Annotated in this window: 13 protein-coding genes and 1 pseudogene; 3 read left to right on the forward strand and 11 right to left on the reverse strand. The window is 64.7% G+C overall.

The window, feature by feature from the left end:
- The 8 genes and pseudogenes from E8F20_RS06425 to tssB all read right to left on the reverse strand — a co-directional run.
- A pseudogene (locus E8F20_RS06425) lies at positions 1 to 262 on the reverse strand (type VI secretion system tip protein VgrG); the annotation flags it as partial.
- 2 nt (positions 263 to 264) lie between these two features.
- Positions 265 to 2931 (reverse strand): type VI secretion system ATPase TssH, encoded by a 2667-nt coding sequence (gene tssH / locus E8F20_RS06430; RefSeq protein WP_280283007.1) that lies wholly within the window; start codon positions 2929 to 2931, stop codon positions 265 to 267.
- 96 nt (positions 2932 to 3027) lie between these two features.
- Positions 3028 to 3519, reverse strand: a complete 492-nt coding sequence (locus E8F20_RS06435; protein WP_090267947.1) for an Hcp family type VI secretion system effector — start codon at positions 3517 to 3519, stop codon at positions 3028 to 3030.
- 13 nt (positions 3520 to 3532) lie between these two features.
- Positions 3533 to 5236, reverse strand: a complete 1704-nt coding sequence (locus E8F20_RS06440) for an OmpA family protein (protein ID WP_280283008.1) — start codon at positions 5234 to 5236, stop codon at positions 3533 to 3535.
- A gap of 10 nt (positions 5237 to 5246) precedes the next feature.
- Positions 5247 to 5927 carry a type VI secretion system protein TssL, short form gene (gene tssL / locus E8F20_RS06445; RefSeq protein WP_280283009.1) on the reverse strand — a complete coding sequence of 227 codons (681 nt, stop codon included), beginning with the start codon at positions 5925 to 5927 and terminating at the stop codon, positions 5247 to 5249.
- Positions 5924 to 7279: a type VI secretion system baseplate subunit TssK gene (gene tssK, locus E8F20_RS06450; protein WP_280283010.1), complete on the reverse strand. Its 1356-nt coding sequence runs from the start codon at positions 7277 to 7279 to the stop codon at positions 5924 to 5926. The genes tssL and tssK overlap by 4 nt, the downstream gene beginning before the upstream one ends.
- Positions 7280 to 7303: 24 nt before the next feature.
- Positions 7304 to 8839: a type VI secretion system contractile sheath large subunit gene (tssC, locus tag E8F20_RS06455; RefSeq protein ID WP_280283011.1), complete on the reverse strand. Its 1536-nt coding sequence runs from the start codon at positions 8837 to 8839 to the stop codon at positions 7304 to 7306.
- 30 nt (positions 8840 to 8869) lie between these two features.
- Positions 8870 to 9373, reverse strand: coding sequence for a type VI secretion system contractile sheath small subunit (tssB, locus tag E8F20_RS06460; RefSeq protein WP_280283012.1), 504 nt, complete (start codon positions 9371 to 9373; stop codon positions 8870 to 8872).
- Between the two features lie 34 nt (positions 9374 to 9407).
- Between tssB and E8F20_RS06465 the strand changes: the two genes are divergently transcribed.
- Positions 9408 to 9560 (forward strand): hypothetical protein, encoded by a 153-nt coding sequence (locus E8F20_RS06465; protein ID WP_280283013.1) that lies wholly within the window; start codon positions 9408 to 9410, stop codon positions 9558 to 9560.
- A gap of 288 nt (positions 9561 to 9848) precedes the next feature.
- On the opposite strand, the gene E8F20_RS06470 is transcribed toward E8F20_RS06465, so the two are convergent.
- The 3 genes from E8F20_RS06470 to E8F20_RS06480 form a co-directional block, all read right to left on the reverse strand.
- Entirely contained in the window at positions 9849 to 10820 is a 972-nt protein-coding gene (locus tag E8F20_RS06470; RefSeq protein WP_280283014.1) for a sensor domain-containing diguanylate cyclase, read from the reverse strand.
- A gap of 75 nt (positions 10821 to 10895) precedes the next feature.
- Positions 10896 to 11924 (reverse strand): DUF2955 domain-containing protein, encoded by a 1029-nt coding sequence (locus E8F20_RS06475; protein ID WP_280283016.1) that lies wholly within the window; start codon positions 11922 to 11924, stop codon positions 10896 to 10898.
- Positions 11924 to 12985: an HlyD family secretion protein gene (locus E8F20_RS06480; RefSeq protein WP_280283017.1), complete on the reverse strand. Its 1062-nt coding sequence runs from the start codon at positions 12983 to 12985 to the stop codon at positions 11924 to 11926. Before E8F20_RS06480 ends, E8F20_RS06475 begins: the two co-directional genes overlap by 1 nt.
- A 152-nt stretch (positions 12986 to 13137) precedes the next feature.
- Here E8F20_RS06480 and E8F20_RS06485 point away from each other — a divergent pair, with 152 nt between their 5' ends.
- The gene (locus E8F20_RS06485) at positions 13138 to 14097 is read left to right on the forward strand and encodes a LysR family transcriptional regulator (RefSeq protein ID WP_280283018.1); all 960 of its coding nucleotides are present in this window, start codon (positions 13138 to 13140) and stop codon (positions 14095 to 14097) included.
- A gap of 95 nt (positions 14098 to 14192) precedes the next feature.
- Complete coding sequence (locus E8F20_RS06490) at positions 14193 to 14396, forward strand: hypothetical protein (RefSeq protein WP_280283019.1); 204 nt, start codon at positions 14193 to 14195, stop codon at positions 14394 to 14396.
- Positions 14397 to 14663 lie beyond the last annotated feature (267 nt).

The following is a 14663-nucleotide window of genomic DNA, read 5'->3' on the forward strand; positions in this document are numbered from 1 at the left end:
GCAGGGCCTGGGCGGGCGGCAGGCTGAGGCCGATGAAGGGCACCGGGGTGGGTGGCGGATGGAGGCTGAAGTGCGCGGCCTGGCCGAGCAGCCGGTCGGCGGGCAGATCGCGCTCGGCGGAGGTGAACTCGATGTGGTAGGCGAAGGTCCGGCTCAAGGCCTCCTCGCCGTGGAAGGCCAGCACGTCGAGTGCGGCGTCAAGCCCGTCGACCTGGAGCTTGTGGCGGCTGTGGTCGAAGAAGGGACGGATTTCAGCGAGCATGTTCAGGCCTCCTCAGGCACTGCATGGCGGTGCTCCAGCGGATCGGAGAAGTGCAGGGTGATGCCCTCGGCATCGCTGTAGCCGAGGGTGACGCCACGGGTGTCCTGTCGGCTGGCCTGGCGCTGCAGCAGCTGTTGGCTGAGCACCGGTAGGATTTGCTGGTTGAGCAGGCTGTCGATGTTGCGCGCGCCGGTGTCGGGCAGCAGGCAGGCGGCGGCCAGGGCTTCGCTCAGGCTGCCATCGACCCGGCAATCCAGCCCATAGTGACGCTGCAGCCGGCGGGCGACCTGGGCGAGCTTGAGGTCGACGATGCGCTTCAACGAGTCCGCCTCCAGCGGGCGGTAGATCAGGGTCTGGAAGCGGGCCAGCAAGGCTGGCTGGAAGTGCTCGCGCAGCACCGGACGCAGCAGTTCCTGGAGGGTGGCGTCAGGGGCATCCGGCTGCGCCTGCAGGCAGGTTTGCAACAAGTCGCCACCCAGGTTGGAGGTCATGAGGATGACAGTGTTGCGGAAATCGATCTCGCGGCCTTCGCCGTCCCGCATGAAGCCCCGGTCGAAGGACTGGTAGAACAGGTTGAGCACGTCGCGGTGGGCTTTCTCCACTTCGTCCAGCAGCACCACGCTGTAGGGCCGCTGACGCACCGCTTCAGTGAGTACACCGCCCTGGCCGTAGCCGACGTAGCCGGGCGGCGAGCCCTTGAGCTGACTGACGGTGTGGGCCTCCTGGTATTCGGAAAGGTTGAGGGTGATCAGCGACTTCTCGCCGCCGAAGAGGCTGTCGGCCAGCGCCAGAGCGGTTTCGGTCTTGCCGACGCCGCTGCTGCCCACTAGCAGGAACACGCCTTGGGGCGTTCGCTCGTCGGTGAGGCCGGTACGCGCGGCACGCAGCCGCTGGGCCAGCGCGGCCAGCGCGGTGTCCTGACCGATGACCCGTTGGGCCAGGTGCCGCTCCAGTTCCAGCAGATTGGCCTGTTCGTCCTTGAGCAGGCTGCCCAGGGGCACGCCGGTCCAGTCGGCGATCACCTCGGCGACGTTGCGTGAAGTGACATCGAGGGAGAGAAGAGGCCGATCGCCCTGGGCTTCTTCCAGTCGGCGCTGCAATTCGGCAGAGCGCTCCGTCTGCCGAGGTTCCTCCTGGCGAGCGGCGAGGAGCTGCAGGCTCAGGTCGAGCTCGTGGCGATACTGGCGCTCCAGCTCGCGGTGCTGGCACTCCAGGTCGACACGCTGTTCGGCGAGCTCGTCGAGCCGCCCGTCAGGCACTCGAGCGCCCAGGTGGTTGTCCGCCTCCAGGGCCTGCTGCTGCAGTTCCAGGGCCGCCAACCGGGACGCCAGGCGCACCAGCGACTGGGGCTCGCAGTCGAGGCTCATGCGTACGCGTGCGCTGGCGGTATCCAGCAAGTCGACAGCCTTGTCCGGCAGCTGGCGCCCGGTCAGGTAGCGACGCGAAAGGCTGACGGCGGCCTGCACGGCGGCATCTTCGATATGCACGCCATGGTGGCTGGCGTAACGGGCCTTGAGGCCACGTAGCATGAGGCAGGCGTTGGCATCGTCCGGCTCGTCGACCTTGACCATCTGGAAGCGGCGCGCCAGCGCGGCGTCGCGCTCGAAGTACTGCTTGTACTCGCTCCAGGTGGTGGCGGCGATGGTGCGCAGTTCGCCACGGGCGAGTGCGGGCTTGAGCAGGTTGGCGGCATCGGCGCCACCAGCCTGGTTGCCGGCGCCAATCAGGGTGTGGGCCTCGTCGATGAACAGCAGGACCGGATGCTCTGCGCGCTGGACGGCATCGATGACCTGCTTAAGGCGCTGCTCGAACTCGCCCTTGACGCCCGCCCCGGCCTGCAGCAGGCCGAGATCGAGGGTGCGCACGCTGACGGCCTTGAGGCTGTCGGGCACAGTGCCCTCGGCAATGCGCAGGGCCAGGCCCTCGACCAGCGCGGTTTTGCCGACGCCGGGCTCGCCCACCAGGATGGGGTTGTTCTTGCGCCGCCGACTGAGGATGTCGATGACCTGGCGGACTTCGTCGTCGCGGCCGAGTACCGGGTCGATGCGTCCCTCGCGCGCCTGGGCGGTCAGGTCCTGGGTGAAACGCTCTAGCAGCGCGTGCAGGGCGTCATCTCCAGCCTTGCCGGCCGGTACGCTGGCCAATACGGCGGTGCCGGTTTCGTCGCCCTCGAGCTCGGCCTCCCGCTGCAGCTCCGCACGCTCCTCGGAGTGCTGGTCGAGCAGGGGCAGCAGGCGCTGAAGCTGCGACTCACCGAGGCTGAACAGCGGCCAGGCGGCCTCGCAGCGCAGCAGGTGGGGCGCCTCGAGCAGGGCACCAAGCACGTGCAGCGAACGCAGACGGTCGTTGTCCTCATCCAGTGAGGCGCGCAGCCAGGCGTTCTTGATCAGTTGTCGCAGCTCCGTACTGAGCTGCGGCTTGTCGCGCACGCTGCGGGGCAGGCTATCCAGGTGGTCGAGCAGGCCCTGCCAGAGAGCGTCGAGATCCCACTCGTAGCGTCGGGCGATCAGGGTGAGATCGCCCTCCCCCTGCTCCAGCAGCTTGAGCAGCCAGTGCTCAGGGGTAATCTCCCCATGGGCACGGCTCTGGCACAGCGACGCCGCGGCGCTGAGTGCCCGGGCGCAGTAGGGATTGAGGCGACGAAGTAGGCTGGCAGAGTTCTGGGCCATGGAAGTGCGTCCTTGTACGAAGTGCGTGGCGCTTGAGCGTCCGGTGTGGTCGCGGGGCGCCGACGGAGCCAATGGCTCCGCCGGCCCAACCCGACGTCAGGCGCTCTGACGTTCGTTCCAGGAGTCGGCGTGGATGATGTTGCCGTCCTTGTAGGTCCAGGTGATCTTCTCGTAGCGCAACTCGACCTGTTCCAGGTGGTTGTGCTTCTCCTTGGACGGGTCCTTGACGTCGTGCATCTTGGGCGCGACTTTCACGACCTTGACGTTCTCCAGCTTGGTGATGAAGTACTCGACTTCCTGGCCGGCGTCGTCGATGCGGTACCACTTGAACTCGGCGCTCTTGAGGGTCTGCCCGGTGGTCACAGCCTTGTACAGGTAGGGACTGGACGCATCGATTTCCTTGGTGAACAGGAAGGGGGTGTGGACACGGGTTCCGGTCAGCTTGCCGGTGTTGTTGTCGGTCGGAATGTAGAGGCTGTGATCCTGGGCGACGACCTCGATGCTGCCCTCGCGCTTCTGCACGTCCACCGAACCCTTGATGTCTGCGCCGCCATCGTCCTGCAGCCAGAGGTATACGGGAATTGCCATTTGAAACTCCTTCTCAGAGGTTGACAGCCGCAGCATGCGACTGGTGCTTGCCGTCCGGTGCCGCAGTGGGCAGCGCACAGGCCCCCACCTCCGGCACCAGGCGGATATCGACGCGCCGGTTCGTGGCGCGCCCGATTTCGGTGTCATTGCTGGCGATCGGCTGACTGGCGCCGAAACCCTGTACGGCGAAGCAGCTGTCGGGGATGTCGCCCATGCGCTGCATCCAGTCGCGCACGGCGCTGGCACGAGCGCGAGACAGCTGGAGATTCTGTTCGGCGCTGCCGGTGGCATCGGTATGGCCGGCGATGACGATCAGCCAACCGGGCTGGGCCCTGATGCCGACCAGGGCATTGATCAGCAGCTTGGTCGACTCGGGTCTGAGCGTGGCACTGCCCACGTTGAACAGCGACAGGCTGTCGAGCCTGAGGGGCTCAGGCAGATCCGTCGCCTGCGCAGGTGCGTCCGGCGGTAACCGGTGGCCTGTAATCGCAGCCAGCAATTCGCGCCTCAGGCGTTCGCCCTGATAAAGGCCCATTCCGAGCCAGAGCGGTTCGCCATAACGGTAGTAACCATCCAGGCGAACGGCGTCGGCGCGCAGTACAGACATGGCGGCCTCGCGCAAGGCGAACTCGGGCTGGTTGCGGCTTGCTACGTAAGGAATGGCCAGATAGCGCTGCAAGTCATCGCTGACCCGACGCACCAGTTGGCTGTTCTGCCAAGTAGAGCCGACCATGGCCACCAGAATGGCGACCGTGGACAGCCAGAGCGCTATCGCTCCAGCCCGACGCAAGGGTGAGCTTCGCACCTGTATAGGCAGCAGTGGCAATAGCGCGTCTGGAAGCGGCAGCTTTGTCGACGCCGCCGGCACGTCAATCTCGCGTAGCGCGGTCCTGTCATGCAGCCATTGCTGCCAGAGATTCCCGGGGAGGCTGCGAGGCAACGCCGGGACCAGCATGACCCCATGGGCGACCACAGCCGGCTCTCCCCGGTTAGCGAAACGAGCCAGCACATGCCGGTTCAGCCAGCCAGCAGCACTGTCCAGTACGACGCTGGTCCGCAGGCGAGCCGCCGAGAGAGGGAGATCCTCCCTGCGCCTCTGCCACCCGCCAAGGCTGATCCGAGCCCCCGCCTCAAGGACATCCGGCTGCTGCGCACCCGACGTCCAGCAAAACCAGGGGGTGTCGGTCTGATGGCGTTGCAGATAGGTGACCTGGAGCAATGGCAAGGCGGCGCCCTGTCGGCGCGCCAGCGCCAGTTGGTGGCGGAATGCCTGGATACGTCCCTCAAGCGCGGAGGCATCATCGTGCTCGTTCGGGTTGATGACCAATAGAACAGCGAGCTGCCCAACCCAGTGAGGCCGATGCGCCAGAACGCTGCCAACCCGAAGCGGCAACCATTCGAGGCCCTCCACCCGCAGGTAGCAGCCCTGCGACGTCGTCCTCAGTACGGCCCCCTCCGCCGAGCCGTCGAAAAGGCCCGGCAGGCCATCACCACAGACCAGCACCAGGGGTTGTCGGAAGTCCGCCGCCGGCAACGGTATCGCACTGTCCAGTGCAGAAAGCGATTGGCCTGCCCACCGCCAGGCCAGACGAACCGCCAAGGTGATGGCCAGCACCGCACCGCCGCGTTGCCACGCGTCGAGGGGAAAGACGAATAGCAATAGCAGGGTGAGCAAGGCGGCCCACACGCAGAGGCCGCGCTTCAGCGTGACGGTCATGGCGCCTCCTTCATGTCACGCCGGGCAGCAGCGAAGCGACCACACGCTGGAGCAGATGGTCCATTCCCCACCAAGCTCCGGCGATCAGCGCAGCAGCTACAAGCAGTTGCGTCGCGGGGCTGCGCAGCCAGCGCCGCAAGGCAAAGCCGCGTCCACGACCGGAGTCCGAGATCAACGCATCACGCACGGCCAAGGGTGAGACCTGGGCGTCCAACGCGCTCAGAAGCTCTTCTCGCTCAGGGTCCTGCAAGTCGCGATAGCGCCCTTTGAACCCGAGCATCAGGACGCGCTGGTAGGCCGTCAGCACCTGCGGGTCTGGCGCGGGTTGGCGCAGGACTTCGCGCATGTCCTCATAAAGAGATTCGCCCGCTTGGTGACGGCTGAAGAACTTCGCCTGCAAAGGCTCGCTGGCCCAGCTCGCATGGGCCTCGTCACCGGCATGGCCGAGGACCGTTTCATCCAGCAGGGCGCATTGGGCGTAGCTGATGCAATCAATGCTCCGCTGGCTGACTCCGGCCTCCTTCAGGGCATTGCGCAGGCTTTCGACCTGCTCGCAGCAATGCCGCCAGAGCTCGCGGCCACTAAGCGCCACCGCACCCTCTCGCAGGGATACGACGAGTAGGTAGGTGTCCTGAAGCAAAGCGTCGATATCGACGACTGCCGACCGGATTTTTGCCATGTTCTGGATCATGAGCGCAGCACCGCGAAGAGTTCGAGTCGCGCCTCGATCAGGCCGGCGGGTACGTATATGGCGCAGACGCCCGCAGCCAGCATGGCCCTCCCCTTGGGATGCTCGAGATCCAGCGCGAAATACTGGTTTTCCAGGCGCAGCGGAATCGCGGCCGGAACATGGCTGAGGGGTTGAAGCGGAACGCCGTCGAGTGCGGCATTGACCAGGTGGTCGACATCATCCGGCGCGCCCAGCTTGCACAGGTGCGGAAACTGACTCTGCAGTTGCGCCGCCGACAGGCGCGAACGCACGGACAAGTAAAAGTCGGCGCCGCCGGGCTCGCGCAACCTTGAATCGATGAGCGCCACCTTCCAACGGTTGGCCCCGCTCTCTTCCAGCTCGAGGGCGATGACGCGCGAGGGCAGGCTGGCTTCGAGCAGGGATGAAATCATGCTCATCAGCGGTGGAAGGACAGTCTCCAGTTGCTCGTGCCGGTAGGCCGGTATTCGCTCGATGTCGTGCTCCAGCGAAAAGGTCGACAGGCTACCGGCGAGCTTCGCCAGTTCCCGGTAGACCTGTTCGGGAGGGCGAGCAGGATGAGCCCTGAGGTCGGCCAGGATTGGCTGATAGGTATTGAGCGAGTTGAGCAGCCAGAACAACGAGACATCGGCCACTGCGAAATCGGCCATGCGCTGGTTGCTCTCGCGGCGCATGCCCATCAGCCGCTGACGCTTGGCGGACAGTTGGGTGAACAGGTTGTCCAGTTGCGTCGAGAGTCCGGAATGAGCAGCGAAACTCAACAGCGGCGGCACATAGCCGGGATCAAGGGCCCAGATACCCTGGGGGTCGCGCACCAGGCGCGCGACCGGGCAGGTCAGGTAGTCGCCGTTGTCATCACTGGCCAGGCGCAGACGGAGCTGGTGCTCCATCACGCTGATGGACTGGCGCTCATCGCCGTAGAGGTCCTGCACCGTTCTCCAACCCTGGCGGTAACGGGTCGGCCGGTCCTCGCGATCACCCTCGAGCAGGCAATTGTTGCCATTGCCCTGCTCCAGCGGCAGCGCCAGCAGCAGCAGGGCGCTGTGCGCGTCGTCCGCCAGCGCGCGGGGCAGCTCCAGCGCAGGCGGCAGGCGATCGGTACGGTCCGTGTCGATCATGGTGCCGTCCGGCATCCGCAGGTGAAGCCGGGAGGCCTTGAGCTTCCCGAGCCTCAGCGCATCCGGATCGAAGGCGACCGCCAGCACGCCCCAGGGGTGAACCAGGGTGAGGTGGGCGATGCATTCGTTGGTCCAGGCCTCCCAGCGCGCCTGCTGCTGGAACTGCTGCGGGGACAATAGCGCCCCCGCAGCCCATAGGGGGCGGTCGATGTTCATGACGTCGTTTCCCTATGGGGGTGCTCAGGCCTTGGCCTTGGGCATCTGCGAAACCAGCGACAGGTTGACGTCCATGCCTTCAACCTGGAAGTGCGGCACGGCATAGAGCTTGACGCGGAAGAAGCCGGGGTTGTCGTCGATGTCCTCGACTATCACCTTCGCTTCGCGCAGGGGGTAGGAAGCCTGCAGGTCGTCACTGGGATCGGTCATCTCGGTGACCAGGCCGCCGATCCACTTGTTGAGCTCCAGCTCCAGCACGCGACGGTCCTTGGTGGTGCCGATGTTCTCCCGCTGGATCAGCTTCAGGTAGTGGGCGATGCGCGACAGCAGGAAGATATAGGGCAGGCGCGCGTTGATGCGGCTGTTGGCCGTGGCATCGGCGGTGTCGTACAGCGCCGGCTTCTGTGCCGAGTTGGCGGAGAAGAAGCAGGCGTAGTCGCGGTTCTTGTAATAGGACAGGGGGATGAAGCCGAGGTTGGCGAACTCGAACTCGCGGGTTTCCGGAATCATCACCTCGGAGGGGATCTTCACCTGGTTGCCCGTGCCCAGGTCATAGAGGTGGATCGGCAGGTCGGTCACGGCGCCGCCCGACTGCGGGCCACGAATCTGCACGCACCAGCCGTTGTTGATGAAGCTCTTCACCATGTTGGCGGCAAAGGCAAAGGAGGCATTGGTCCACAGGTAGCGGTCGTGGTCGGGGCCTTTCACCTTTTCCACGTAGTTGAAGTTGCGTACGGGAATGGTGTCCGGACCGTAAGGCAGGCGCCCGAGGACGCGCGGCAGGGTCAGGCCGATGTAGCGGGAGTCGTCGCTGTCCCGGAAGGACTTCCACTTGATGTACTCAGCCCTGTCGAAGTAGTTGCCGATGTCCTTGATGGCGGCGACCTCCTCCATCGAATCCTTGCCGAAGAAGGCCGGCCCGACGGCGCCGATGAACGGCATGTGGGCCGCTGCGGCGACCTTGGACAGGTTGCGCAGGAGGGCGATGTCCTGGGGACTGCTGTCGAACTCGTAGCTGGAAATGGCGGCCGCGATCGGCTCTCCCCCAGGCGTGTCGAACTCCTGGGTGTAGGTGTGGACGTACAGACCGCTCTGGGCGATCTCCGGCGCGTCGTCGAAGTCCTGCACCAGATGATCCTTGCTGATGTCGAGCAGCTCGATACGCACGTTCTGGCGGAAATCCGTCTGGTCGATCAGCGACTTGACGCCACGCCAAGTGGACTCGACGCGCTGGAAGTCCGGGTGATGCATGACCGCGTCGAGCTGGCGGCTGATTTGCGCATCGAGGGAGGCGATGTGCTCGTCGAGCAGGGTCTTGTCCAGTCGTTCAACACGCTGCGAGGACTGCTTGAGTAGATCGAGGAACACGCTGACGGCTGCGGTGACCCGCTCGTCGGCGGAGGCTTCGGATAGCGCTTCGGTGTTCTGGAATGCGTCAAGGCCACCCAGCTCGCTGACGGGGCTGAGGTTGATCTTGCTGAAGAGTGCGGCATAGACACCCTGGTGTTCCTGGAGTGCAGCGGTACCGCTGGAGGCTACGGAAGTGTGTTCTGCGGACATGGAGGACCTTCCTTTGAATGACCGGGAGCGTTACTGAGCGTCTTGAGGGGCGAGCGCAGCCAGCTCGGCGCGTAGCTCGTCGCTGAGGCTGTCGTCCTTGAGGATGCGTTCCAACTCGTGGCGGAACGTGACGTTGTCCAGCAGGTTGGACTTGAGGTCGCGCAGCAGATTGCGCATGGCGAGCAAGGCGCGAAGCTGCGGAATCTGCCGGGCCACCTGCTCGGGCTCGAAGTCCTTCATGCGGGAGAAGGCCAGCTCGACGGAGGTCTCCGAATCGTCGTCCGCCAGGGTGTTCTCCACCGCCAGTTTCAGGCGCGGGTTGAAGTCGGCGAGCACGCTGTCGAAGTTGTTCTTGTTGATGTTGACCTTGCCGCGCTCGGACAGCGGGCGTACTTCGCGACCATTGCTGTAGTCGCCCATGAGCATCAGCTTGAGGGGAAGCTCGATCTTCTTCTGGGCGCCACCGGTGTGCAGGTCGAGCTTGATGTTGATCCGGGCCTTGGGTACTTCGTTCTGGAAACTGTTCGATGCCATGACTACTCCAGGAGTCTCCCTTGCGGGAGGTCAGATGAAAGTCGCCGAGCAGGAATTCATGACCACAGCCAGGCAGGCGCATGAGCCGTCGGTCCGATCGAAGCGAGTGAATTCCATTTCGCACTCTTTGCTGGGTTTGCAGGGGAACAACGGCGGACGCGGCGGCGTCGGTGGCACGTTGTGTTGAAAGTGATCGTCACGCTGGCGTGACCGGCCTATATCTAGGCCGATATCCCCAAAGCGGGGAAAGAGGACCAATCCGATAAGTCAGGAAGAACGGTCTGATGCAGTCAGAAAATACTGAGCGGCTGCGCCCAGCATCGACATTGAAGGAGGTGACGCGGGGGAAGATTCCGCGAGGTGGACGAAGATCTCGTCTGCCGGTTGGCAGCAGGGGAGAACAAGGCCCACCACGACAGTGAAGGCTCCCTGTTCGTCAGGAGTCGCGAGAGCGCCGGAATCCCGCGCCCGTGGTTCAATCCGCCAAGACGATCTGGTTCTTCCCGCCGCGCTTGGCCTGGTACATGGCCGCGTCGGCACGGGCGTAGAGGCTGTCGAGGTTGCCGTCGTCACGCAGGTTCGCCAGCCCCTGGCTGACGGTGACACCGAAGCTCTTGCCGTCAACGGTGAAGCCCATCCGCTGCACTTCCCGCTGCAGGCGCTCGGCGATCTGCCACGCCAGCTCCGGCGGACAACCGGGCAGGACGGCGGCGAATTCCTCGCCGCCGATGCGGCCGAACAGGTCGCCCCGGCGCAGGGTGTTGCTGCCGCACTGGGCGATGCGTTGCAACACCTGATCGCCAGCCTGGTGGCCGTGGGTGTCGTTAATCTTCTTGAAGTCATCGACGTCCAGCAGGATGAACGCCAGCGGGCTGCCGAACTGGATCGAGTGCTCGAATTCACGCTGGGCACATTCGAAGAAGTGCCGACGGTTGCTGCTCTTGGTCAGCACGTCGGTGGTGGCCAGGCGGTGCAACTCGCCTTCCAGTTGCTTCTTCTCGGTGATGTCTTCGGCGATACCGACGACGATGGTCGGCTGGCCTTCACCGCCACCCTGGCTGACGAAGCATTTGTCGCTGATCCAGCGCAGCTGGCCGTCGGCGCGAATGATGCGGTACTCGCGGGCCTCGATGGCACCCTTGTCCAGCACTTCGGCAAAACTCTGCGCGGCGTACTCGAGGTCGTCCGGGTAGATGCAGTTGCGCCACTCGTTGTAGTCCGCCAACAGCAGGGCAGCGGAGCGACCGAACATGCTCTCGTAGGCCGGACTGACATAGATGATGCGCTGCGCCTCCCAGTCGAAGGCCCAGAGCACCGCATTCACGCTGCCCAGGAGACTGCTGTAGATGGCCTCGCGCTCACGAAGCCGCTCCACCTCGCCTCGGCTGTGCAGCAGGGCAAGGGTGAGTTTTTCCAGTTCGCTTGGCGATTCGAGGGGCGTTTCCATTCGGCCGCTACCTTCATAGGACCTGCCTTGGACAGATTAGGCAGGCAAAAGTGCGGCCGGCAATCCACCCGACGGTCAGGCATGACTGGCATGACGGAAGGCAGCGAACCGGTTGAGCAACCGGTGCAGGGCGAACACTGCCACCAGGGTGAGGAACACCGCCACGCACACCGAACTCAGGCGATAGGCAATGGAATAGACCACGTCGTGCTGCGGCGTGAGGTACTGGCCGAAGACGATGGCCAAGGTGGTCAACGCACCGAAGCCGACGCCTTGGGCGCCTTCCAGCACATGCAGTCGCGCGCAGCAGAAGGCCGCCGTCCAGTACATCAGGATGACCAGCGGCAGCACGTCGTAGTGGCTGTAGAGCACCAGTTGCAGCACCAGCCCGATGGCGCAGCCGAGCAGGGTGCCCAGGGCCCGGATGCGCCCGGCGAAGCGGATGCCGTTCCAATGCATGGGGAACAGCACCAGGATCGAGGCCACCTGGGCCGACAGCGAGTCTTGCAGGTCGAAGCTCTGGAACAGCATGAACGACAGGGTGGCGATGGTCGCTCCGAGCACTGCCTCGTGGCGCTGGCTGGGCAGGTCCTTGGCCGGCATCGGCCTGGGTGGTCGCGGCTCGGCGTCGGGAAATAGGAAGAACATCAGCCAGGCGATCAGTACCGTCAGGCCGGCGGCCACCAGGTTGCTCGTCACCAGGTCGTAGAGGTGCGCATCCGGGTAGCTGGCGAAGTGCAGCTGGATGGAAAGGAACACGCTCCCCAGGGCGCCGAACATGAAAGACGAGCCCTGCGCCATCAGGCGGAAGCGCCAGAAGAACGCAAGGAACGCCAGCGGCACCATCAGTTGCGGGCGGTCACCGAACAAGCCGTAGATCACCAGCACCTCGATGCTCACCACCACCGCCTGGAACAGGAACTGGCGGACGACGTGGGCATTGATGCTCGGCGTAAGACCGAGCAGGAGCATGGGATAGACGCAGAAGAACGAACCATTGTCCCAGCCCATCAGCTTGCAGATGAACAGCCCAAGGGTTCCACCACCGGCCAGACGCAGGCACTGGCGCAGGTCGTTCTCGGTCAGCGCGGTCCGGCGACTCATCAGTACACGTAATGCAGGAGGCTGATGACGGCGATCTGCAGACGACCGAACAGGTCCGCCAGGCGCGAGTCGCGCGGGTAGAGCTGGACCGTGGCCTTGGCGCCGCTGGGCAGGCTGTAGGGCAGCGCCTCGATCAGGCTGACATGCAGGCGCTGGCGCTGGGCATCGCGCACCCAGCGGTCGGACACAGCGGGGGCGGCCAGGTCACCGTTGGCGTCGAGCTGACCTTCCTTGACACCGGCGTCGATGGCAGTGACCTTCGCCGCGAAGATGTGCCCGGGCAGGGCGTCGAACACCACCGAGGCGCCGTCTTCCAGGCGCACGTAGCGCAGGGCTTTCTCGCGGAAGTCGGCGCTGATGTCCGCTTCGTCCGCCACCAGTGCGGCCACCGGGTTGCCAGCGTGCAGGAAGGCGCCGGGGGAGAGTTGCAGGTTGCTCAGGGTCCCCGCGCGTTCGGCACGCACTTCGCTGTACGCCAGTTGCAGACGGGCCTGGTCCAGGGCATTGCGCGCCTGGCGCAGACGCAGGTTGTCGTCGCCGCCGGCGCCGCGCTGGGCCGCCAGCTCCCGGATGCGTGCAGCAGCGGCGGCCAGCTTGGCCTGGGCGGCCTGCCGCTGGGCGTCGGTCTGTTCATAGAGCTGGCGCGAAACGTGCTGGCTCTGCACCAGGCGGCCGAGGCGCGCCGTTTCACGCTGCAACTCACTGGCCGAGGCCTGGGCGGCAACCTGCTCGGCACGGGCGGCGGCGATGGCGGCGTCGAGTTGAAGGTTGTCCTGCTCGGCCTGTTCCAGCGCCAGCTCGGCAGAGCGCACGGCGAGTCGAAAGGGCTCCGGGTCGAGGCGGAACAGCAGCTGGCCGGCCGCGACGTGCTGGTTGTTGGTGACGGCGACGTCCAGCACCTGGCCGTCCACGCGAGGAGCGATGCGCAGCACCGGGCGGGTCAGTTGCGCCTGGGGCGTGATGGGCATCCACAGGTCCGCCGCAAGGAAATAGGCGAACAGCAGGACGAACAGGGCGATGGCCGCCTGGACCCGACGGGCGAAGCTTTGATCCGGCGTCATGCGTACCTCGAAGGGACCCGCGAAGCACGCGGGTGGGAATGACGGGAACGGCAAGACCTCGGCCATTGCCGCTTAGGGGTACGAAGTATATTTATCGAGGAATCGTGGATAATCTCGCGATTGCGAGAAGCAGCCTTACACGGGGAGTAACAATGGACACGCTCCACAGCATGCGGGTTTTCGTGCGGGTGATAGACACCGGCAGCTTCACCGCCGCCGCACAGGCCATGGACCTGTCCACCGCCCAAGTGTCACGCCTGGTGTCGGAGCTGGAGCAACAGCTCCAGGCTCGCCTGTTACACCGCACCACCCGCCGCCTGGCACTGACTGAAGTGGGCGAGCGCTACCTGCAGCGCTGCCGGCAGATCCTCGGCGAAGTGGACGAAGCCGCCGCCGAAGCCCGTGGTGCGCACCTCAAGCCGCATGGGCGACTGCGCGTGCACACTATGACCGGCCTCGGCCTGCAGCACCTCACCGCCCTGGTGGCGCGCTACAGCGAGCGCTACCCCGAGGTGGTGGTGGAGCTGACCCTGTCGCAGCGCACCCCCGACCTGCTGGAAGACGGCCACGACGTGATCATCACCTTCGCCCGAGAACTGCCCGACTCGCAGATGGTGGCCCAGGTGCTGGGACCGATGTTCAGCGTGCTCTGCGCCGCCCCTGACTACCTGAAGAAGCACGGCGTGCCCATCGGGCCGACGGACCTGCAGCATCATCGCTACCTGCGCCTGCTGGACCCGCTCTATGAGGACAGCTGGGTCTTCAACGGCGAACAGGGCGAATTCAACGTGCTGCCCGCCGAAAGCTTCCAGGTCAATGTGGCCGAATCCCTGGCCAAGGCCGCCCAGGCCGGTATGGGCGTCTGCCTGCTGCCCTCCTTTGTCGCCTGCCCGCACGTGCGCGAGGGCAAGCTGCTGCGGCTGCTGCCGGAATACCGTCTGCGCGAGCGCACCATCTATGCGATCTACCCGTCGCGGCGCTTCCTCGATGCCAAGATCAAGACCTGGGTGGAGTTCCTCAAGGCCGAACTGCCGCCACTGCTGGCCCAGGACGAGGCGCTGCTCGAAGACCCGAAGCAATGGGCGATCAACTCGAAATTGTTGCGTCGCTAGAAATAGTCATTCACTGAAACCGCTATTTTTCGCCTGTCATGACCTCCCTAAGATGGCGCCATGTTTCGCAAGAAACCATCCAAGAGGTTCAATATATGCAACGTAATCTGATTTTTACTGCCTTTTTCGCCGTATTTTCCCTGTTTTTCTCGCAATTGACCCTGGCCGAAGAATCCAACGCCTTTGTTGCACGTAATGCAGCGCTGGCCGAGCAGCGCGCCGATGCCGCCCAGCAGCAGGCCATCGTCAAGCAAGGGGCCGAGCAGCATAAGCAGTCCGACGTCCACCAGGACAGTTGATCCCTGCCCCACCCCGCTCTTCACCTCCTGACGTTGATGCGTGACAGCTCCTATCGACGTCTTGTTCAGGCCGCTCATGATGAGCGGCCTTTTTTTGCCGGCAGGAAATGCGCTGCGGGTGAGGTGCCTTGTGGGGCAGCTGCGCTGCCCTTCGCGATTGAAATCGCCCCCAAAGGGAAAGCGAGCCCCTTGCTGTGGGGGCGAATTCATTCGCTGACCGGACCGCAGGTTCGGCCTGCGATGTATCCAGAAAAAGGCAGAAAGCAA

The sequence above is a fragment of the Pseudomonas sp. BN415 genome, assembly GCF_029871195.1.
GTDB classification, from domain to species: domain Bacteria; phylum Pseudomonadota; class Gammaproteobacteria; order Pseudomonadales; family Pseudomonadaceae; genus Metapseudomonas; species Metapseudomonas resinovorans.